The following is a 20154-nucleotide window of genomic DNA, read 5'->3' as shown; positions in this document are numbered from 1 at the left end:
ATGTTCCTTATTTAATGCTGACTATTTGATGCTGAGTTTGAGATCGAAAACAGCGTCTTTAATTTGTATTTTTTTCGGGATCAATTTGAGATCAGCGAACGTGTCGGCAATACCTTGTTGTTCACGTATCACTTGCTCACTAATAGCCTGCACATGAAAGCTAAAACGAGAGTTAGAAAGTTCAACCACATCCGCTGGCAAACCAGTCTGCGCGGAAAAAACTGTTGTGGTTTGCTTGGCGTTTTGCAATACCCATTCATCAGTGCGACCCAACTCATCCAGCAGTGCTTGCAGTACGTCAGGACGTTTTTGCGCATACGGGCGTGCTGCCAGATAAAACTGATGATTGCTGACCGCCCCTTTACCATCGATCAATACACGAGCGCCCAATTGCTTTTCGGCAGCCGCCAGAAACGGATCCCAAATTGCCCACGCATCGACACTGCCGCGTTCAAATGCGGCACGGGCATCGGCGGGTGGTAAGAAAATTGTCTGTACATCGTGATACGCAATACCGGCTTTTTCTAACACTTTGACTAACAAGTAATGGACATTCGAGCCTTTATTCAAGACAATTTTTTTGCCTTTCAATTCGGCAACCGATTTCAGTGTGGAATTTTTTGGAACGACAATAGCCTCGCCACTTGGTGCTGCCGGTTCATTGGCAACATAGACCAGATCCGCGCCCGCTGCTTGTGCGAAAATCGGCGGTGCTTCGCCCGTGGTACCAAAATCGATGCTGCCGACATTTAATCCTTCCAGCAATTGCGGTCCGGCTGGAAATTCAGTCCACTTCACTTCTACGCCAAGCGGTGCCAGACGCTTTTCTAATGCGCCAGTGCCTTTTAAAATTGTCAGCGGGCCGTATTTTTGGTATCCGATACGTAACGTGCTGCTCACTTTATTTTCTGCAAAGCCAGGAATAGCCACGCTGGTCATTCCGCTCGCTAACATGGCAGATAGCATGGCGATGGTTTGGCGGCGATTTTTTTGATGTTGATCCATTTTTGCTATTCCTTTTCTTCTGCTGCGAAAGATTCATAAAGTTGGAGATAAAGCGACGCCCTGCAGCGTTAAACTGCATGTTTAAATACGACATTGAAATTTATTCTGTTAAGTTTTTATGGCTTGAATATGCTTTATTACATCAAGCCTCAAACAGCGCCAGCGTTCGCACTTCGGCCTCTTGTTCTGCTTGACGGTTAGCACGCTTTGCCGCTTTGCATTGCAGGCTGTCGATCAGACTCTCAACGCCTTGCTGCACGCGACCTTCGATTTCTGAGGCAATCTGCAGACCACTGGCCTCATTCCAGACGACTTGCGCTTCAGTAGCATAAATACTGTTCAATACTTGCTGAGCTCCCAAGGCTTGTAAAATAGGGCGCAGACCATAATCCAGCGCCAGCATGTGAGATTGGCCACCACCGACAGCAAGCGGTAACACGATTTTTTCTGCCAGACCTTCTTGCGGCAAAATATCGAGGAAAGTTTTTAATAAGCCACTGTAGGCGGCTTTATAAATTGGCGTAGCTACGACAACCGCGTCGGCTTGTTTGATTAATTGTTGTGCCGCTTGTAGTTCAGGATCACTGAAATCCGCATGCATCAAGGCTTGTGGCGGCAAATCGCGAACGTGGATACTAACCGTTTGCTTCCCAAGAGCGTTCAGACGACGCCCAATTTCATGCAGCAAACGACCCGAGCGCGATGGCGTCGAAGGGCTACCAGATAATAAAAGGATAGACATAATTTTTCTTTCACTCGCTATGCAATCAAATCGAGCGTCTGCATGCTTAGTAGTCAGACGCGCCGCAAAATTATTTTTTTCCGTTCAAATAAATCTGATCAAAAACGCCGCCGTCGGCAAAATGGTCTTTTTGTGCTTTAGTCCAACCTCCAAAGGTGTCGTCAACAGTGAATAATTTGATGTCAGGGAATTTGCTGGCGAATTTCTTCGCAGCACGTTCGTCACTTGGACGATAGAAATTATTACCAATGATGTCTTGTGCAGCGTCGGTATAAAGGTAATTCAAATAGGCTTCTGCCACTTTGCGGGTGCCATGTTTGTCGACGACTTTATCGACCACCGCGACGGATGGTTCCGCCAACACACTGATTGATGGGGTGATGATTTCAAATTTGTCAGCACCAAACTCTTTCAGTGCCAGGTGCGCTTCGTTTTCCCACGACAGCAGGACGTCACCAATACCACGTTCAGTGAACGTCACCGTGGCACCACGCGCGCCGGAATCCAATACCGGAACATTTTTGTAGAGTTTGGATACATAATCTTTAGCGGTAGCAGGCGTACCACCCGACGCTTTTTGCGCGTAGCCCCATGCTGCCAGATACGCCCAACGTGCGCCGCCCGATGTCTTAGGGTTAGCGGTAATGACAGACACCCCAGGCTTAATCAGATCAGCCCAGTCCTTCACTGCCTTAGGATTACCTTTGCGTACCAAAAAGACAATGGTCGAGGTATACGGCGTAGCACGATGTGGCAAACGTTGCTGCCAATTCTTTGCAATCAGACCGCGCTCAGCAATGGCGTCCGTATCGTAAGCCAATGCCAAAGTTACGACGTCTGCATCCAGTCCGTCAATCACCGAACGCGCTTGCTTGCCTGAGCCGCCATGCGATTGTTTGATCGTGACTTTATCACCAGTTTTTGCTTGCCATTGTTTGGCAAAAGCCTGATTTACATCGAGAAATAATTCACGCGTAGGATCGTAAGAGACATTGAGCAGCGTAATGTCGGCGCTATGGCTGGTCAGCGGGAGCAGACTGGCTGCACCTAAAACCAAGGTCGTCACCAAGCGGGAAAAACGGTTTTTGCTACTACTTTTGATATTTTTTGCGATCAACATGAGAAATCCGATGTAATGAAAATTAAATCCGGATCTCAGAATAAATGCTCGCCTTATGTTTTAAAACGAAGTTTTTCGTTAATCTATATTCAAATTCCATATAAAGAGCATCATCAGCAGAATTCTCAGGTCTCAGCTACTATGTGATCCTCTCAATCAGGAGTCCGACATGAACAGCAAATTGATCCTTGGTCTTGCCAGTTTAGTTTTAATGACCGGTTTTTCCGGCAGCGCTTTCGCCGATAGCACCGAAGCGTGCCCGGCGATCTTGCAACATACGTTTAACCGCCTGCAAGACGATAGCCCGCAAAATTTGTGTCAATACAAAGGAAAAGTTGCACTGGTTGTCAATACCGCCAGCTATTGCGGCTTTACCAGTCAGTATGAAGGTTTGGAAAAGATGTACGCCAAATATGCCGACAAAGGCTTAGTAGTATTGGGCTTCCCATCGAATGATTTTGGCAAGCAAGAACCAGGAAGCAGTAAAGAGATTGCTGATTTTTGCTTTAATACCTATGGTGTGAAATTTCCTATGTTCGCCAAATCCTCCGTCCGCGGCGATCAGGTGAATCCTTTACACGCTGAGTTGATCAAAGCGACAGGCACTACGCCAAAGTGGAATTTCTACAAGTACCTGATCGACCGTAAAGGGAATGTCGTTGAGGCTTATTCAAGTATCACAACTCCAGATGATAAGAAGCTTGTGGCTGACATTGAGAAGGCATTGGCGCAGTAAATAAGCGTTTCGATGAAACAATATTATCTTGCAGGGCGGGTCGAACCCACCCTGCACAAGCTATTTGTTTAACCTACCACCCTCGCCTTTTCAGACAAAAACCCACCAATCGTCGCATGCACCATCGCATCCACAATTTGCTCGTGACTGAGTTTTTTATCACGCAATAAAAACTCCATCGTCGGATCACAGGCGCGCGAGTACAAGGTATAGACCAGCACATCATCCGGCACCAACGGCGTCAATGCGCCCTGCTCACGCGCAGCAGCCACCATGGCATGAAATCGCTTATGCACCTTTAACGCCACCATCACGTAATCCAGATTCAACATCAGACTACGTTGCAAGGTCAGACTAGTTGATGGCAAATGCGGCACGCCCCCTTGCAAACGTAAGCGCAGAGACCACGCCAGGATATGCTTGATTTTTTCGATGGCAGGTCTGTCTTCTGACAGGCTGTCGAGCTCTTCCACTGTCGCTTTTAACAAACGTGTCAGCGCAGCCGCAGCTAAACGCTCTTTGGAAGAAAAGTGCTTGTAGAGGCTGCCTTTTGCAATTCCCACCGCATCGGCGACATCGTCCATGGTCATCAGGTCATAGCCTTTTTCTGACAAAAGACGGTTGACGGCATCGATGATCGCTTCTTCGCGTGCGTCAAACTGTTGTTTTTTAAAGGGAATTTTTATTTGCATAATTTTTTCTGCACAAAATAAAACTTTGTAGTATATTTTGTGACCAATGAGTCACGAAATGATTTTATAAGTCACATTTTACTCCAAGCAGTAATGAAGCGTGGTAAAACTTGATCAAATGCGTGATTTTTAACCGATTTTTCACCGCTGATTTGTTTTTTCAGCAATTATATTAATTTCACAACGAGACAGTCACATGACGAAAATCGCAGTGATAGGCTCAGGTATCTCCGGTCTCTCGAGTGCCTACGAGCTCAGCAAAGCTGGCCATGAAGTCAGCTTGTTTGAAGCGAATGACTATTTTGGCGGTCACACGCATACCGTTGATGTGACACTGGACGGAGAAAGCTTTGGTGTCGATACGGGTTTTCTTGTGTTTAATCACAAGACTTATCCCAATTTAGTCCGACTGTTTGCCGAGCTGGAGATAGACACAGCGGCAACCGACATGTCGTTTTCAGTCAAAATGCCCTTGGGTTCCAGAACATTGGAATGGGGTGGTGCCAATCTGAGCACCGTGTTTGCGCAAAAACGCAACCTGCTCAATCCCGGCTTTTTGCGCATGTTGCGTGACATCGTCCGATTCAATCGCCAAACCACAGACTTGGCGCTCAATAAAGACGCGCAAGAATTTCAAACTCCGCTGGGAACATTTCTCGATCAACACAATTACAGCCAGGAGTTCCGTCGCTGGTATTTATTGCCCATGGCAGCCTGTATCTGGTCTTGTCCCACCGCGACGATGATGGCTTTTCCAGTCGCTTCGTTTGTGAATTTCTGCCACAACCACGGCTTACTCCAGATCACTGACCGGCCGCAGTGGTACACCGTGCGCGGTGGCGCGCGACACTATGTCGAAAAAATGCTGCCGCACATCGCGCATCGCCATCTGAATACACCGGTCAAAGCGGTGTATGCCAACCCACAGTCTAAAATCATCGTTCATGCAAAAAATGGTTTGCAAGAATTTGATGAGGTGGTGTTGGCGACGCACAGTGACCAGAGCTTGCGATTGCTGACGGATGCGAACGAACGTGAAAAACAAATTTTGTCGGCAGTTCAATATCAGGACAATCGCGCCGTATTGCATACCGATAGCCGCTTTTTACCTGCCAACAAAAAAACCTGGTCTGCCTGGAATTACCAGGCGATGACCGGTGATGAAAGTCGTGTTTGCGTCCATTATTTGCTAAACCAATTACAACCCTTACCGTTTAAGACACCAGTCATCGTGAGCCTTAATCCCATCGAAGAGCCACGTGCAGAGCTTGTGATTGATAGCTTCGATTATGCGCATCCTGTATTCGACAAAGCGGCTATCCGAGCCCAGCAGCAATTACCTGCAATTCAGGGGCAACGCGGTATCTGGTTTGCTGGTGCGTGGACTAACTATGGTTTTCATGAAGATGGTTTGAAATCCGGTATCAACGTTGCTGCTGCCATCATCGCTCGTGAAAATAACCACGGACATGAGCAAAAACAACATCACCAACACAGAGCAGCATAAGATGATCTCTCCTGACACACTCACTAGTTTGCCAGCCGTTCGGCTGTGTGTAGGTGAGGTCACGCATATGCGTCTGCGTCCGGCCAAAAACACATTCAAATACGGCGTGTTTTTTTTGCGCCTCCCTGTGCGGGCGATGAATACCGATATCGATCTCAACCACTGTCGCTGGTTTTCGCATAATCGTTTTAATTTATTGTCTTTTTTCGACAAAGACCACGGCGATGGAAAATCAACAGCGACAGCATGGATAGATCAACTCCTACACGCTGAACATATCCACGATGCCAAAGGTGAAATCTGGCTGCAATGCTTTCCGCGCGTGCTTGGCTATGTCTTCAATCCGGTATCGTTTTGGTTTTGTCATCGCACAAATGGAAGCTTGCGTGCGATCGTATGCGAGGTAAGGAATACCTTTGGTGAAAAGCATATCTATCTGCTGGAACATGGCACTGAGCTTAAAAATGGCGAAGAGCACCATGCAAAAAAAATCTTCCATGTATCACCGTTTTGTCCGATAGAGGGTCAGTACCGTTTTCGCTTTATACAGAAAACCAGTTCTGACAATGGCGTCACCACACACAAACATATTGCCAGGATTGATTATGACGACGCCTCAGGTCCGCTGCTGCTCACCAGCATTGCAGGCACCGAGTGTGCGCTAAGCGACAGAAAAATTCTAGCCCTGATGTTTAGCTATCCCATGATGACGATAGGCATCGTGCTGAAAATTCACATACAGGCTCTGCGACTTTTTATCAAGCGCGTTCCCTTCTTTTCAAAACCACTCCCACCATCCAAAGAGGTGAGTCGATGAGCACTATACACCCCACTGTTACGCCCGCACACACCCATGAGCGTCAATTGGACACAGGACATTTCCCAGCCGAAGCACGCTTTGTCGTTAGTTTGCTACACAAGCTTGAACACGGCACGCTGACGGTGCAATTTCCTGATGGTCAAATTGCCCAATTTGGGCGCGCAGATGATGGCAATCGCCACGTCACTTTAAATCTGAAGAACTGGCAAATTTATCGTGCAGTGTTGAAATCAGGTGATATTGGCTTTGCTGAAAGTTATATTGCCGGACATTGGACGAGCAGTAGTCTGGCAGGGCTGATCGAGCTCATTACACGTAATCGCTCGCAACTCGAAGATGTGATCTACGGGACCTGGTGGGGCAATTTACTTTACCGCATCAAGCATTTTTTAAATCGTAATTCCAAAGCCGGAAGCAAGAAAAATATCCACGCTCATTACGATATCGGCAATGATTTTTATCGACTATGGTTAGATCCATCAATGACGTATTCCAGTGCCTTGTTCTCTGGCGACCAGGTCGACAATTTACATGACGCACAGCAGACCAAATACCGCCGCATCCTGCAACAACTGAATCTGAAACCAGATGCGAAAGTGCTGGAAATCGGTTGTGGCTGGGGTGGATTTGCGGAAATGGCAACACGTGATGCACAAGCACACGTGACTGGCCTCACGCTGTCGACCGAACAATTACACTTTGCCCGTGAACGTTTGCAGCGTGCGGGTTTGCGGGCGCGTAGTGATTTGCAGATACAGGACTATCGCGATGCCCACGGCGATTACGATGCGATTGCCTCGATAGAAATGTTTGAAGCCGTTGGTGAAGATTACTGGCCAGGCTATTTCGCTTGCTTGCAGCGTAATCTCAAACGTGGTGGGCGTGCTTGCGTGCAAAGCATCGTTATCGCTGACGAGCTGTTCGACCGTTATCGCAAAGGGACTGACTTCATTCAGCAGTATATTTTCCCGGGCGGCATGTTGCCATCGATAGAAATCTTCCAGAAATTAGCACGGGAACACGGCTTAGAAGTAATAGATACGTTCACATTTGGCCTCGACTATGCCCGCACTTTATTGGAATGGCGTCAGACTTTCATGGAGAAACTCAATGAAGTCAAAGCGCAGGGATTTGATGATGAATTTATCCGTACCTGGGAATTTTATCTGGCGTATTGCGAGGCCGGCTTCCGCGCTGGCAATATCGATGTCGCGCAATTTACCCTGGTCAAAACATGAACCCGCGACGCTGGCAATGTGTTGCCATTTTTCTGACTTGGATAATCAGCATCGGTACGCCTGCTGCACTAGCAGAAACGCCAGTCAGTGAGGCCGTGCCGGTACATATTCAAACAGAATTGCCAAAAGCAGTAATGCAAGGGCAAGGCACTTATCGCTGGTTTGGATTGCGAATTTATGACGCTACATTGTGGACCGGGCCTGAGGGTTGGAACGATCTGCAGAAGAATAAAGTTGCACTCGATTTACGTTACGCCAGAAATTTAGTTGGACGAAAAATTGCCGATGCCAGCGTACAGGAGATGGAAAAGTTACATCAAGGTAGTGCCAGCCAACGCCAAAAATGGTTGCAACAAATGACGACGCTGTTTCCCGATGTGAAAGAGGGGACACACATCACAGGCATTTACATACCCAATGAGTCAGCACGTTTTTATCTAGACGGAAAATGGCTGGGCGAAATTCGCGATGCAGAGTTTGCGCGTGCTTTTTTTGCTATATGGCTCGATCCTCAGACTTCAGCACCAGATTTAAGAAAAAAACTTCTTGGACATAGCTAAGAAAAACGATGTCGCTACCAATCTACCAAACTAAGGATGCAATATGAAACTAACAATCGTAACGCGGTATCTTGCTATTCTAAGCCTGGTATTGTTGGCTTCCTGCGCCAGTAAGGTTGATACTGCGATCTATCGCCAGGAAAAGCCAAGCTTGGATTTACGCCAATATTTCAATGGGACGGTCGATGCCTGGGGTATGTTTCAAGATCGCTCCGGCAAAATCGTCAAGCGCTTCACCGTTGTTATGCAATGCAAATGGGAAGGTGATACAGGCACGCTGGATGAGGCTTTTTCGTACTCGGATGGCACAAAGCAACGACGGGTTTGGACGCTAAAGCAAACAGCGCCTGACCGTTTCACCGGCACCGCTGCCGACGTGGTTGGCAACGCTGAAGGCGTTGTGTCCGGCAATACCTTGCACTGGAATTATGTATTGGCCTTACCGGTGGATGACAGTATCTATCACGTCGATTTCGATGACCTGATGGTACTCATGGACGACAAGGTCATGCTCAACCGCGCCATCATGCGCAAGTTCGGGGTAGAACTTGGTAGCGTGACGCTTTCATTTACCAAACGCGATGGCATGATCAAATGAACCCGCCTATCCAGAATTGGAAAGACAAGAAAGTCTGGGTCATCGGTGCCTCCACAGGCATCGGTGCTGAAACCGCGCGTTTGCTATTAAATCAAGGTGCCCGGGTCGCATTATCTGCACGACATCTGACGAGCCTGCAAGAAACAGCGAAGGGATTTCAGCAAGCCTTAATTGAACCTTTAGACATCACCGATCTGACCAGTTTACAAAACGCACATGCACGTATCATCGTCCAATGGCAAAGTATAGATTTAGTGCTGGTCGTTGCTGGCACCTACAACGAAATGCGCGCTGATAGCTTTGATATGACCGCCGCTAATCGCCTGTTAGACATCAATGTGCGCGGTGTTTATCATTGTCTCGATGTGGTCTTACCGACGCTGCTCAAACAAGGTAATGGCGGCATCGGCATCGTCGCCTCGGTTGCTGGTTTATCTGGCTTGCCTAAGGCTTTGGTATATGGTCCGAGCAAAGCAGCGATTATCAATTTATGTGAATCTTTGTATATCGATTTACGCCCCCGTAATATCGCCGTATACCTGATTAACCCAGGCTTCGTAGAAACACCGCTCACTGCCAAAAATGATTTTGAGATGCCCGCGCTGATGAGTGCTCCCGATGCCGCAGTTGCGCTGGTCAAAGGTATAGAAGACGGCGACTTTCATATTCATTTCCCCAAACGCTTCACGAATTGGTTAAGACTGGCACGCTTACTACCGTACCAACTTTACTTCTCACTCGTTCACAAAGTCACTGGCTTATAAGGAGTTGTTCAAGATGGATCACCAAACCAGCTTACATAATCTGGTACGCTTTTTTGAAACACTGACGTTGGCGCAAAGTCAGGATTTATCTGGTGTTTATACGGACGATGCGTATTTCAAAGATCCGTTCAATGAGGTGCGTGGCTTACCAGCGGTGACGCACATTTTTCAACACATGTTTGTACAAGTTGAAAAACCACGCTTTAAAATTACTTCCACAGTGTTGCAAGGTGATACGGCATTTTTGTGCTGGGATTTTTATTTCTACATGAAAAAATTTAATCCAGACGAGCAATGCATACGCGGTGCGACTCACATCCGTTTTGCGGCCGATGGCAGAGTACAAATGCACAGAGATTATTGGGATGCAGCTGAAGAATTATATGAAAAATTGCCGGTACTCGGGAGCCTGATGCGTATGTTAAAGAGGATGGCGAATAAATAGGGCGTGTGATTATTAGGTTTAAGCATTAAGAGAGTTGTGCGGATGTCCGCCCAATTCTCAGCAAGCACAATCACTGTGTGCGCTTCTCTCATTATACAAAATATACAAAACTAGCATTTTTAAGAAAAAAAGCCTATTCTCAATTTCTACAACGATAATTTTGTGAGACGAAGATGGACTACCTATCCAGCACAACAGCATTAATCATTTTTGTATCCTCCGTCGTCATAGGTGTTTTTTTGCATATCAAAGCCTATGGCGGAAAAAATGGTGAACGCTACCGAAAAATGCAAATGCAAGGGCCATTTGTCCCGGTATCAGAAGAAAATACGGAAGAAAACGTCGTTCATTAAGTTCACGATCAGTCTTGGTTAGCAAACCACCTCGGGCGGATACAGTCCGCCTCATCTCAGCAGACTCAATCACCACACGGATTTCACCCGTCATACAAGGCGTGGTCGCGCCATACTATAATTCCCGATAAATTTACATATTGCCATTAATTTGAAAGCATTTTAAGGTGTGGTATTGCTTATTCAACCTCAATAAAAAATCATGCAAAAACTATTTTCAGTCATGTTTTTAACGCTGCTGACGATGACAGTAAGCGCGCAGGAAAAACCACCAGCAAATTACGAAAATTGGGGCGTATGTCCGTTTGAATGCTGCACATATCGCGACTGGACAGCAAATGATGAGGTACCTGTTCATTCACAACGCGATGACAAATCACCCGTTACCTTTAGCGTCCAACGGGGCGAACAAGTGGAAGGTTTAACTGGTGTCGTGGTCACCGAAAAGCCTGGTGTGTTAAAGATAAATAGAACTGTTGATGATGGCTTTATTAAAGGTAGTCATGCCCCGCAACTTAAGCTACATGCAGGCGATGTCGTTTACCTGCTGACACCTTTGGGTGAAGGTTATTTTTTATTTTGGTATCAAGGTAAAGCTTATATAAGCGGTGAAAGTCTGCGAACTATGCCGCGCGATGATGCACAAGAAAATGTGATGAATTGGTGGAAGTTAGTACGGAACAGTAAAGGTGCAATGGGCTGGACACGCGCCGAAAAATTTGACCATATCGATGCCTGTGATTGATATGCAAAGAAAACACTAAACGAAGCTCGTTTTTTTATTGTGCTTCACTAGTTTCATCCACTGTTTATCAATCGTCACTGAATCCATTTGAGAAAAAATATGCGACCATTTCGTTTTCGTTTTCGTTTTCGTTTTCGTTTTCGTTTTTTGCTAAATATTGCCTTGTGGAGTTCGCTCTGTTGGCTAACTGCATGCGCGACAATCAATTATGACCCACAAGCGGATCAACAAATCACAGCATTGACACAACAAATTAATTTACAGTATCTGAGTTGGGAAAGTCAGGCGAAAAGCAATGGGCCAGTCGTCTATGACGCAAAATTTTATGATGCAGTGGAAGCGAGTCTGGCCACACTGGAAATGCGTATGACCGCATCACAAGATGCATCGTCAGCAAAACTGACACAGCTATTTCAAAATCTGATGCAACAGCTTGAGAACGAAAGAAAATTCCATCAGGAGCACGCTTTAGACGCTGGGTATTGCCATGCAGAGCGTTTACTCATCAATATACAACTCAGCGTATTGACGACCTATGAGCTATCGTTAAAAAATAGTGCGGCGAGCAAAGCAAAATAAGATACAAATAAGCTACAAAGAGGCTGGGCGCTTTTTGATTCAATTGGAGATAAAAAATGGCAACAGATTGGAACACGGTACGTGATGCTGCTGTAGTAGCTGGTAAGGAGGCTTTAGGTTCGGCTTGGGCTACTGCAAGTTCCGGTGCAACTGCGCAAATTTCGGCACTGGTTGGGATTGCGGAATATGTACAAGAAAACCAAAACAGCATGAGTGCTGATGAAGTCAGTCATTTAGTCGCACAACAAAAAGCAGCATTGCAAAATGTGCTGATTGGTTATGAAGGTATCGGCTTTGCTGATGCCAACAATGCGGTGGCGGCGACAGTTAATTCTATTTTGTCAGCGGTTCCCGAACTATTAGGATTTGCATAAAAACTGCATCGGAGGAATGATGAACGGTACACCCCTATCGCAATTTCCCGCACATTTAGGTTTAGGTGCTAACGTAGAAATCGAACCTGCATTCACAGGAAATATGCAATGGTATGAAGCTTACGTGAATCGCCATCTGGCTGACGGTGCGGAAGGCAGACTGGTTTCCATGCATACCTCGGATCGTTCCTGGGACTCATGGGAAATGCATCCCCAAGGCAACGAAATGGTGCTGTGTACAGCGGGACAGGTTACCTTTTACCAGGAATTTCCGGACGGTGAAGTCAAACAAGTGATCTTGCGTACAGGAGAATATCTCGTTAATCCGCCTTTAGTCTGGCATACCGCTGATATTGATGTTCCGACGACATTGCTTTTTATTACGTCGGGTATCGGTACTCAACATCGCGGACGTGAAAAAAATCTGGATTGATTTGCACTTGGTTTTTCAGTTGGCTTTTCAGTTGGTTTGCTAATGGAATGGATATACGATGGATATTTTTTAATCTTCTTAAAAATTTTTTATTCTCTATTTCGCCTCAAAAAAATCGCTGTTTTTAGCTATGAAAATCGATGTTTTTAAAAACGTCGATTACGCGGACAAAAAGACACATGCTGACTTTTTAAGCAAATTAAAGCTTGGCACATACAGAATTTGTGTGTATATTTCGGGCTGTACTTGCATCAAGTCGTTATATTGTTGGTCCCAATTCCGCATAGCTGTATCCTCTGGCTGTTCTGTTTTTTCTCCTCCGGTTTTATTCCTTGGTTTCAAGTGCCCACAGGCATTCGGACAATTTCGTCTGAGCCAGATAATAAAAAGGAAAATAATATGAGTACTCAAACAGGAATCGTTAAATGGTTCAATGATGCTAAAGGCTTCGGCTTTATCGCTCCAGACGCAGGTGGTGCAGATTTGTTCGCGCACTTTCAGGACATTCAATCCAACGGCTTCAAAAGCCTGAGCGAAAACCAGCGCGTATCTTTCGAACGCACTTCTGGTCCTAAAGGCGACAAAGCAAGTAACATCCAAGTGATCGCGTAATTTTATTTTTTCAACTGGCTGAATTTTCCGCCTTAATTTGTTGAAATTGAAATTCGTTGTTCGCTGTACCGTTTTCGTCGTATCGATGCTCTGATTGTTCTGAAATACCGGCCTGGTGCACTATGCAGATAGCATAGGTATCTGGTGAACAATCTTCATCTTTGCGACAAACTTTCACATGTCACTAAAACGCTCTCACGCGGATTACTGATGCATCATCCATTCTCACCGGCCAGTGGCACCACGCAGATAGCATGGGTTGTTGGAAAATGGTGTAATGGATGTCAGATGTTTCATCATGCATCCTTTCATCAAAGACTATTGAAATCCATTGCGGCATTCGCTGCATAGAATTCAACGAGGTTTTGCTCTGAAGGATTTGTGAAAGTTCACATTCGTTTTAACTCTGTCATCTGCATAAAGCTGACACAGACAGGAATAGGCGACTCACCCCGCAAGCACCGCGCAGATAGCACGGGCATTGCTCTAGTTGATGGCACCACGCAGATAGCATGGGTTGTTGACGAGTCGTTGCAATGAATGTATCGCCCACCAAGTTTTTGGTGGGCTTTTTTATTTCTTGTCCGCTTGACCTGCAACGTTCTGCAAATACTTCACCAACACTTTAATCTCTTCATCACTCAAACCTGTGATCGTTGGCATTTCACCTTTGCCGTGGCGGATAGCGTTTTCTATTGTTGCCGCATCTGGCTTTAAACTATCGAGGTCAGGACCACTTTCTGCCATCGAATCGGCATGCTTAAGGCTATGGCAGTAAGCACAAGCTGGCACGGCTTTTTGTGTGAATAATTTCTTCCCTTGTTCGTCCACGCTTTGTGCGTGAGCGAGATGACTGCCGAACGGAATACTTAGCGACAAAGCGAAAAAATATAAAGAAATTTTCTGCAAATTTTTCATCACTACTCCTATTTCTCTCATCCTATTTCTCTCATCCTATTTCTCAACAATTATTTACTGCAAAAATATATTTACTGCAGCCAGCGTAACAACGGGGTTTTCTTCTTGTGGTACATGCCCCAGATCATCAAACATAATCAACTTACTGCCCGCGATATCGCGCTGAAACCAGCTTGCATTCTCTGGAGGAATTAATTGATCTTTACCACCCCATAAAATCAGGGTTGGTACGTGAATAGTTTTAATCAGATCAGCATCTTTACCCGCATTCAATTGCGTTAAACGAAGGCGTAGAGCCTCACGGTTGCCTGCCCGACGGGTCATTGCTTCATAGCGATCAACTAAAGCAGGCGTAACTTTTTCAGGGTTACCGTAGACGTTTTTAACACTTTCTTCCATCATAGAACGCGGCAGACAATGATTCATTAGCCAGGACATCTCAGGAATGCGGGCAAGCTGAAAACCGAGGGGAATCGATTTCGGTGTGAACGCATAGCCAGCAGCATCAACGAGTATCAATTTTTCGACACGATTTGGAGCTGCAACGGCGACTTCCCAGGCAATTTCGCCCCCCAAAGAATTTCCGCCCAAAATAGCACGTTGGACGTGTAGCGCATCCATGAGATCAAGAATGAATTGCGTGTAAGTGGCGTTGCTATAGTCATTGCTCTGATTTGGACCAGTCAATCCAAAACCCGGCAAATCCATGGTGATCACGCGGTGCTGCTTTTTGAGTTCTTTCGCCCAACCTTCCCATGTATGCAAGCTCGATGACGTGCCGTGTATCAATATAATTGGTGTAGGATCTTCAATCCAGCCCTCATCGCGCACATGCACGAATAAGCCTTTCACATCGATAAACTGCGACGGTCTTGGCGCCCATTGTTCGCTTAACTCGTCTGCAGTTTTATCCGGCGCCCAGCTCAGTGCTAAGCCGATCACGGCACTAGCAATCAGGCATGACAAGATAATTAAGAGAACAATAATCAGTTTCTTTTTCAAACTGCGTGGTTTGGCGGCGGTAGACATGAACTTCACTTCATCAAATCGAAGTCATGATTATAGAATGCATGGCAACTGCTGACTGGATATTTGCGCAAATCATGGTTGATAGGTGCTTAAAAGTCCGCAAGATTTGTCAAATCACTGCATGTTATTGTGCTGATATTGCAAGAACTTATGCGCAGAACTTTTTACGGATAGCGAGATGTCTGATTATTTAAGTTATGAACGTCGGTTGTTACGTGTCACCAACTATGTGCATGAACATCTGGACGAAGAGCTGGATTTAAACAAGCTGGCAGAAATTGCCTGCATGTCGCCCTATCATTGGCATCGAGTATATCAAGGCGTATTTGGTGAAAGTGTCGTGGCAACGGTAAAGCGCCTGCGCTTGCAACGTGCAGCGACACTGTTGGCGCGTACCACCACGCCAATAGAAGAAATTGGCGCATTGTCCGGCTATCCGAATCTGCAATCCTTTACACGGATTTTTTCAGCGGTCTATGGAATTCCACCGGCACGCTTTCGCAAAGAGGGACGTTACTCTCCCTCGCTATCTTTTCAACCTACAAGGAGTGATTTAATGTTTCCCGTTGAAATCCGCAACGCCACCGAACTATCGCTCATTTGCGTACCGCATACGGGCTCTTATATGGGCATCAGCAAGGCGTTTGATACACTCAATGCGTGTATCACTTCGCGTCAACTGTACACGCCTACTACCCGCTGGATAGGTATTTTTATGGATGATCCGGCTGCTGTCGAAGAAACGCGATTACGCTCTTTTGCCTGCATTACCGCACCAGAAGTACCGACTGAACAAAGTGTAGAGTCACCTCTTATTCGCAAACAATTGGCAGGTGGGACATATGCGGTTCTGCGCTATAAGGGGCCGTATTCCGAAATGCAACCCGTCTATCAATGGTTCTGCGGTATCTGGTTTCCTGCTTCCGGCTACGAGATCGCCGACGCGCCTCCTTACGAAGATTATCTGAATAACCCGCGTGAAACACCACCATCCGAGTTATTGACGGATATATACATTGCTATAAAAGCGTAATTGATTCTGCTTTTTTTTTCCATGGTCAATCTGAAACAGCTTCAGATAGCTTGATTCAGATAGCTTGAAATAGACTTCGTTTATCCTCAAGCTGTTTCAGATTAGTTTTTAACTATTGATTGAATAAAATTAATTAGCTTTTATAAATCACACCCATAACCTATACTTTTTTCCATACCAAGCGCAGTTCCTCCATGACATAACGGTAAAGGAAAAAAACGATGAAACCAACACTGACCACTGCTTCCGGCATTCATGTTGTAGACAACCAAAACTCACTGAGCGCAGGACCTCGCGGGCCTTTGTTGCTGCAAGATTTTCATCTGATTGAAAAGTTGCAGCATTTCAATCGTGAGCGTATCCCTGAACGCGTTGTGCATGCGAAAGGTTCCGGCGCTTACGGTACCTTCACTGTAACCCACGACATTAGCCGATACACCAAGGCGAAATTATTTAATCAGATCGGCAAACAAACTGAAATGTTTGTTCGCTTCTCGACGGTCGGCGGCGAACGCGGTAGCGCCGACACTGAGCGTGACCCACGTGGTTTTGCAATGAAGTTTTATACCGAGGAAGGCAACTGGGATCTGGTCGGCAATAATACGCCAATGTTCTTCATCAAAGATCCGATCAAGTTTCCGGACTTTGTTCATACCCAAAAGCGTGATCCACAAACGAACTTGAAATCTCCAAACATGATGTTTGATTTCTGGAGCAAGGCACCAGAGAGTTTGCATCAGGTTACCATGCTGTTTTCTGATCGCGGTACTCCCGATGGCTATCGCCATATGGATGGCTTTGGTAGTCACACGTACAGTCTGATCAATGCGGATGGTGAACGTGTATTCGTCAAATGGCATTTACGTACACAACAAGGTATCAAAAATTTATCCGCTGCTGATGCTGCGCGTCTGGCCGGAACTGATCCGGATTACGCGCAGCGTGATTTGTTTACTGCCATTGCCAATAAAGAGTTCCCGCGTTGGGAAGTACGCATTCAGGTTGCGACTGAACAGCAATTACAAGAATGGGAAGCCCGCACTGGTTGGAATCCGTATGACTTAACGAAGATCTGGCCGCATTCAGATTTTCCTTTAATTCCGGTCGGCATTATGGAGCTCAATCGCAACCCTGCAAACTACCATGCGGAAGTAGAGCAAGCTGCATTTTCGCCAGCCAATCTGGTACCTGGCATGGGGTATTCGCCAGACAAGATGTTGCAAGGTCGTTTGTTTGGTTACCACGATGCGCAGTTGTACCGTGTGGGTACGAATCACCAACACTTGCCTGTGAATGCACCACGCTGCCCTTTTCATAACCAGCAACGTGACGGCAGCATGGCAATCCACAATGGTGGTGCTGAGGTGAATTACGAAGCGGTTACAGCACAAGGCAGCAATCCATCTGGCTTTGGCCATGGTGATAAAGGCTGGGCATTATCTGGAGTGGCTGGACGCTATGATAGTCGTGGCACGGAAGATGATTACACCCAGGCTGGCAATCTTTTCCGTTTGTTGCCAGCACAAGAAAAGCAAAATTTATTTGATAATCTGGCAGGTCCATTGTCGCAAGTCAGCGAAGAAATTTTGCAACGCCAACTTACCCACTTTGATCAGGCTGATCCGGCGTATGGCCAAGGTGTCAGAGCCGCGATAGAAAAGCGTCGGACGTCAAAAGCGTAATTTTAAATTTTTAAATGTTAGTAAAAGCAGAAGCCATCTGGCTTCTGCTGTTTTTTGCATCACCACGATTGCAAACTGACAAACTGGCATACTGATAAGTTTACTAATGAGATCATAGGCTACTCTACATTGCGTTACATACCCGCTAAACGTGAGGTCATCCAAACTTGTAAGTCTGACGTTGATTACCCATCAACTATAAAAAAATGCGCACCGTTCATCCTGCAGCGTTCTTTTCGGTAGGCATTAGTCCACACCTTCTTTGGAACAAGTATGAAAAAATTAGCCATGGTGAGTCTGATCGGTTTGAGTGGTTGCGTAGTTCAAGCGCCGCCACGCACTGTCTACGTACAACAACCACCGCGCGTGGTGTATCAACCAGCGCCGGCTGCACCAACATATTATCAAGATACAGCGCCGCAACCACAGCAAGAACAAGTCGTCAGTGCCTACGTTGAACCACCAACAGTTCAGCCTGAACCAATTCTGGTGCAATGGGCACCGCCGCCGATGCTGGTTGAGGTTCCACCTCCACAACCGTATATAACTGCGGTGTGGACTGGTGGTTATTGGGTATGGCATGGTGATTGGATCTGGGCGCATGGCCGTTGGGCAGCGCCACCGCAATTTGGTTATTGCTGGATGCATCCATATTATGAGAATCGCGGCGGTGCCGTGGTATTTGTGAACGGCTTCTGGGCAGCACCTGGCGTCCATTTTATTCAGCCCTCTTTGCAACTCCATTTGAATTTTGCAGCTGTCAATGACGGCGTTATTGCAGGTGTACGCCCTATCGGTCCTCAAGGTGTATTTATTCCTGCGCCTCCAGGTTCCGCGCGTGGTCTGATCGTGCCCGCACCGATTGGTACTTCGCCAGCGGTCGTAACCAGTGCCCCACCTATTATTCGTGAAGGTATGCGGGTTCACATTGAGAACAACAGCCATAACGCTACCGTCATTAATAACAATACGACCATCGTCAATAACGTCACTATCGTTGCACCACCAGGTTCAACAGCCAATGGTCAGGCATTCAATAGAGCAGTTCCGGCACAAGCGCATCTGGCGGCTCAAATGACGCCAGTGGTCAAAGCGATGGCGCCAGAACCAGTTTCGACCAAGCCGATACCAAGTTATTCCAATGCGCATGGACCAGTTGCTTTGCCACCTTCGCAAATGGTGCATTTCAATAATCAGGCAACACCAGTTCCTGGCCAGCCACAACACATGCCGACTGCTCCACAGCAGTTGGCAGAACCACAGCAACGCGCTCAAAGCCTACAGCAACACATACAAACTGCGCCACAGCCCGTCAATATGGCTCAACCGCAGCATCAGACCATGCCTGCGTCACAAGAACGTTATCTGCCGCAGGAACATAACTTCATAGCACCAGTGCAGCGCACTACAATCGAAACGCCAAATCAAGCACGGTTTCAACATATGGAAGAACAAAGTCATCCAGTGGCACCCACTCCACATCCAGAGAGTTTTCCTCATTACCAGGAAATCAGACCAATCCAACATAATCCTGCGAATGACATGCGGACACGAGAAGAAATGGAAAGAAGAGCGGTGCCAGTTCAACATGTCGAACCAAGAAATGCCGAACGGGAAAAAGATGCAAAAGCACGTGAAAAAGAACATGAGCGCTAACTCGAAAAATGCTATGCCATATTTTTTCGGCGGTATTTGATCATAAAAAATGGAGCCTGGCGCTCCATTTTTTATGCTTCCTTAACACTTACTCAGTAAGGGAGGTTTTATTTACCCACGCCTTTATCATTTGACTTTAATGTATCCACACCTTGCGCATTTTTTTGCTTTCCGTTAGTTAAAGGCTTCACTTTCACTGCCTTACCTTGAGCTTTGCAAGGATACTCAGACCAGACTGTGTGACCGTTTTCAACGCACTTAAACACCGACGTTTGAGCAAATGCAAAAGTAGGAACTAACAATAACAATATACAGGCCTTGCTGATTTTCTTTATCACGATGTTCTCTGCTTTCTCAGGTTCTGCGGCAATACGATGCACTCTGCTGTCAAGCTACCTCAATCAGGCAGGTTTCAAAGGGATGCATAATACTGAAATCATAGCATACGGCAGAGACGAGTCATATGAAACAGAGACCGCCTACGTGAAACATGGCCTCGGTTACCGACCAAGA

24 protein-coding genes are annotated in these 20154 nt (G+C 46.4%); 17 read left to right on the top strand and 7 right to left on the bottom strand.

Annotated elements, in window-relative coordinates; translation table 11 throughout:
- Positions 1 to 21: 21 nt before the first annotated feature.
- The 3 genes from H8K32_RS12115 to H8K32_RS12105 all read right to left on the bottom strand — a co-directional run bounded on the left by H8K32_RS12115 (position 22) and on the right by H8K32_RS12105 (position 2867).
- The gene (locus H8K32_RS12115) at positions 22 to 1005 is read right to left on the bottom strand and encodes a sulfonate ABC transporter substrate-binding protein (RefSeq protein WP_186912795.1); all 984 of its coding nucleotides are present in this window, start codon (positions 1003 to 1005) and stop codon (positions 22 to 24) included.
- A 142-nt stretch (positions 1006 to 1147) separates the two neighbouring features.
- The gene (gene ssuE, locus H8K32_RS12110) at positions 1148 to 1747 is read right to left on the bottom strand and encodes an NADPH-dependent FMN reductase (RefSeq protein ID WP_186912794.1); all 600 of its coding nucleotides are present in this window, start codon (positions 1745 to 1747) and stop codon (positions 1148 to 1150) included.
- 70 nt (positions 1748 to 1817) lie between these two features.
- A complete protein-coding gene (locus H8K32_RS12105; protein WP_186912793.1) occupies positions 1818 to 2867 on the bottom strand; it encodes a sulfate ABC transporter substrate-binding protein in 1050 nt (349 codons plus the stop codon).
- Positions 2868 to 3078: 211 nt separating this feature from the next.
- Here H8K32_RS12105 and H8K32_RS12100 point away from each other — a divergent pair, with 211 nt between their 5' ends.
- Positions 3079 to 3603, top strand: coding sequence for a glutathione peroxidase (locus H8K32_RS12100; RefSeq protein WP_246447325.1), 525 nt, complete (start codon positions 3079 to 3081; stop codon positions 3601 to 3603).
- Between the two features lie 68 nt (positions 3604 to 3671).
- Here H8K32_RS12100 and H8K32_RS12095 read toward each other — a convergent pair whose 3' ends face one another.
- Positions 3672 to 4295 carry a TetR/AcrR family transcriptional regulator gene (locus H8K32_RS12095; RefSeq protein ID WP_186912791.1) on the bottom strand — a complete coding sequence of 208 codons (624 nt, stop codon included), beginning with the start codon at positions 4293 to 4295 and terminating at the stop codon, positions 3672 to 3674.
- Positions 4296 to 4491: 196 nt separating this feature from the next.
- Between H8K32_RS12095 and H8K32_RS12090 the strand changes: the two genes are divergently transcribed.
- The 13 genes from H8K32_RS12090 to H8K32_RS12030 all read left to right on the top strand — a co-directional run bounded on the left by H8K32_RS12090 (position 4492) and on the right by H8K32_RS12030 (position 13323).
- Complete coding sequence (locus tag H8K32_RS12090) at positions 4492 to 5802, top strand: NAD(P)/FAD-dependent oxidoreductase (RefSeq protein WP_186912790.1); 1311 nt, start codon at positions 4492 to 4494, stop codon at positions 5800 to 5802.
- 1 nt (position 5803) lies between these two features.
- Positions 5804 to 6619: a DUF1365 domain-containing protein gene (locus tag H8K32_RS12085; protein WP_186912833.1), complete on the top strand. Its 816-nt coding sequence runs from the start codon at positions 5804 to 5806 to the stop codon at positions 6617 to 6619.
- Complete coding sequence (locus H8K32_RS12080; protein ID WP_186912789.1) at positions 6616 to 7860, top strand: SAM-dependent methyltransferase; 1245 nt, start codon at positions 6616 to 6618, stop codon at positions 7858 to 7860. The genes H8K32_RS12085 and H8K32_RS12080 overlap by 4 nt, the downstream gene beginning before the upstream one ends.
- A complete protein-coding gene (locus H8K32_RS12075) occupies positions 7857 to 8420 on the top strand; it encodes a chalcone isomerase family protein (protein WP_186912788.1) in 564 nt (187 codons plus the stop codon). Before H8K32_RS12080 ends, H8K32_RS12075 begins: the two co-directional genes overlap by 4 nt.
- A 43-nt stretch (positions 8421 to 8463) precedes the next feature.
- Positions 8464 to 9018 (top strand): DUF3833 domain-containing protein, encoded by a 555-nt coding sequence (locus tag H8K32_RS12070; protein WP_186912787.1) that lies wholly within the window; start codon positions 8464 to 8466, stop codon positions 9016 to 9018.
- Positions 9015 to 9782, top strand: a complete 768-nt coding sequence (locus H8K32_RS12065; protein ID WP_186912786.1) for an SDR family NAD(P)-dependent oxidoreductase — start codon at positions 9015 to 9017, stop codon at positions 9780 to 9782. The genes H8K32_RS12070 and H8K32_RS12065 overlap by 4 nt, the downstream gene beginning before the upstream one ends.
- Positions 9783 to 9795: 13 nt before the next feature.
- The gene (locus tag H8K32_RS12060; protein WP_186912785.1) at positions 9796 to 10227 is read left to right on the top strand and encodes a nuclear transport factor 2 family protein; all 432 of its coding nucleotides are present in this window, start codon (positions 9796 to 9798) and stop codon (positions 10225 to 10227) included.
- Between the two features lie 173 nt (positions 10228 to 10400).
- A complete protein-coding gene (locus H8K32_RS12055) occupies positions 10401 to 10580 on the top strand; it encodes a hypothetical protein (RefSeq protein ID WP_186912784.1) in 180 nt (59 codons plus the stop codon).
- Between the two features lie 202 nt (positions 10581 to 10782).
- Positions 10783 to 11325 carry a hypothetical protein gene (locus tag H8K32_RS12050; protein ID WP_186912783.1) on the top strand — a complete coding sequence of 181 codons (543 nt, stop codon included), beginning with the start codon at positions 10783 to 10785 and terminating at the stop codon, positions 11323 to 11325.
- A gap of 99 nt (positions 11326 to 11424) precedes the next feature.
- Positions 11425 to 11904 carry a hypothetical protein gene (locus H8K32_RS12045; protein ID WP_186912782.1) on the top strand — a complete coding sequence of 160 codons (480 nt, stop codon included), beginning with the start codon at positions 11425 to 11427 and terminating at the stop codon, positions 11902 to 11904.
- Positions 11905 to 11960: 56 nt separating this feature from the next.
- Entirely contained in the window at positions 11961 to 12278 is a 318-nt protein-coding gene (locus H8K32_RS12040; protein ID WP_186912781.1) for a hypothetical protein, read from the top strand.
- Between the two features lie 19 nt (positions 12279 to 12297).
- Entirely contained in the window at positions 12298 to 12711 is a 414-nt protein-coding gene (locus H8K32_RS12035; RefSeq protein ID WP_186912780.1) for a cupin, read from the top strand.
- A gap of 399 nt (positions 12712 to 13110) precedes the next feature.
- The gene (locus H8K32_RS12030; RefSeq protein ID WP_186912779.1) at positions 13111 to 13323 is read left to right on the top strand and encodes a cold-shock protein; all 213 of its coding nucleotides are present in this window, start codon (positions 13111 to 13113) and stop codon (positions 13321 to 13323) included.
- Between the two features lie 573 nt (positions 13324 to 13896).
- On the opposite strand, the gene H8K32_RS12025 is transcribed toward H8K32_RS12030, so the two are convergent.
- Both H8K32_RS12025 and H8K32_RS12020 read right to left on the bottom strand, forming a co-directional pair.
- Positions 13897 to 14241, bottom strand: coding sequence for a c-type cytochrome (locus tag H8K32_RS12025; protein ID WP_186912778.1), 345 nt, complete (start codon positions 14239 to 14241; stop codon positions 13897 to 13899).
- Between the two features lie 54 nt (positions 14242 to 14295).
- Positions 14296 to 15270: an alpha/beta fold hydrolase gene (locus H8K32_RS12020; RefSeq protein WP_186912777.1), complete on the bottom strand. Its 975-nt coding sequence runs from the start codon at positions 15268 to 15270 to the stop codon at positions 14296 to 14298.
- Between the two features lie 178 nt (positions 15271 to 15448).
- On the opposite strand from H8K32_RS12020, the gene H8K32_RS12015 reads away from it, so the two are divergent.
- From H8K32_RS12015 to H8K32_RS12005, 3 genes are all read left to right on the top strand, one after another.
- Entirely contained in the window at positions 15449 to 16303 is an 855-nt protein-coding gene (locus H8K32_RS12015; protein ID WP_186912776.1) for an AraC family transcriptional regulator, read from the top strand.
- A 221-nt stretch (positions 16304 to 16524) separates the two neighbouring features.
- Complete coding sequence (locus H8K32_RS12010) at positions 16525 to 17985, top strand: catalase (protein WP_186912775.1); 1461 nt, start codon at positions 16525 to 16527, stop codon at positions 17983 to 17985.
- 273 nt (positions 17986 to 18258) lie between these two features.
- Positions 18259 to 19641, top strand: a complete 1383-nt coding sequence (locus H8K32_RS12005; protein WP_186912774.1) for a YXWGXW repeat-containing protein — start codon at positions 18259 to 18261, stop codon at positions 19639 to 19641.
- 107 nt (positions 19642 to 19748) lie between these two features.
- Here H8K32_RS12005 and H8K32_RS12000 read toward each other — a convergent pair whose 3' ends face one another.
- Positions 19749 to 20021 (bottom strand): DUF4124 domain-containing protein, encoded by a 273-nt coding sequence (locus H8K32_RS12000; protein ID WP_186912773.1) that lies wholly within the window; start codon positions 20019 to 20021, stop codon positions 19749 to 19751.
- Between the last annotated feature and the right edge of the window lie 133 nt (positions 20022 to 20154).

Origin of the sequence: Cognatundibacterium jejuense, assembly GCF_014284255.1 — a bacterium.
In the GTDB taxonomy this organism is placed as follows: Bacteria; Pseudomonadota; Gammaproteobacteria; order Burkholderiales; family Burkholderiaceae_D; genus Undibacterium; species Undibacterium jejuense.
This window is presented reverse-complemented; position numbering and strand designations above follow the sequence as displayed.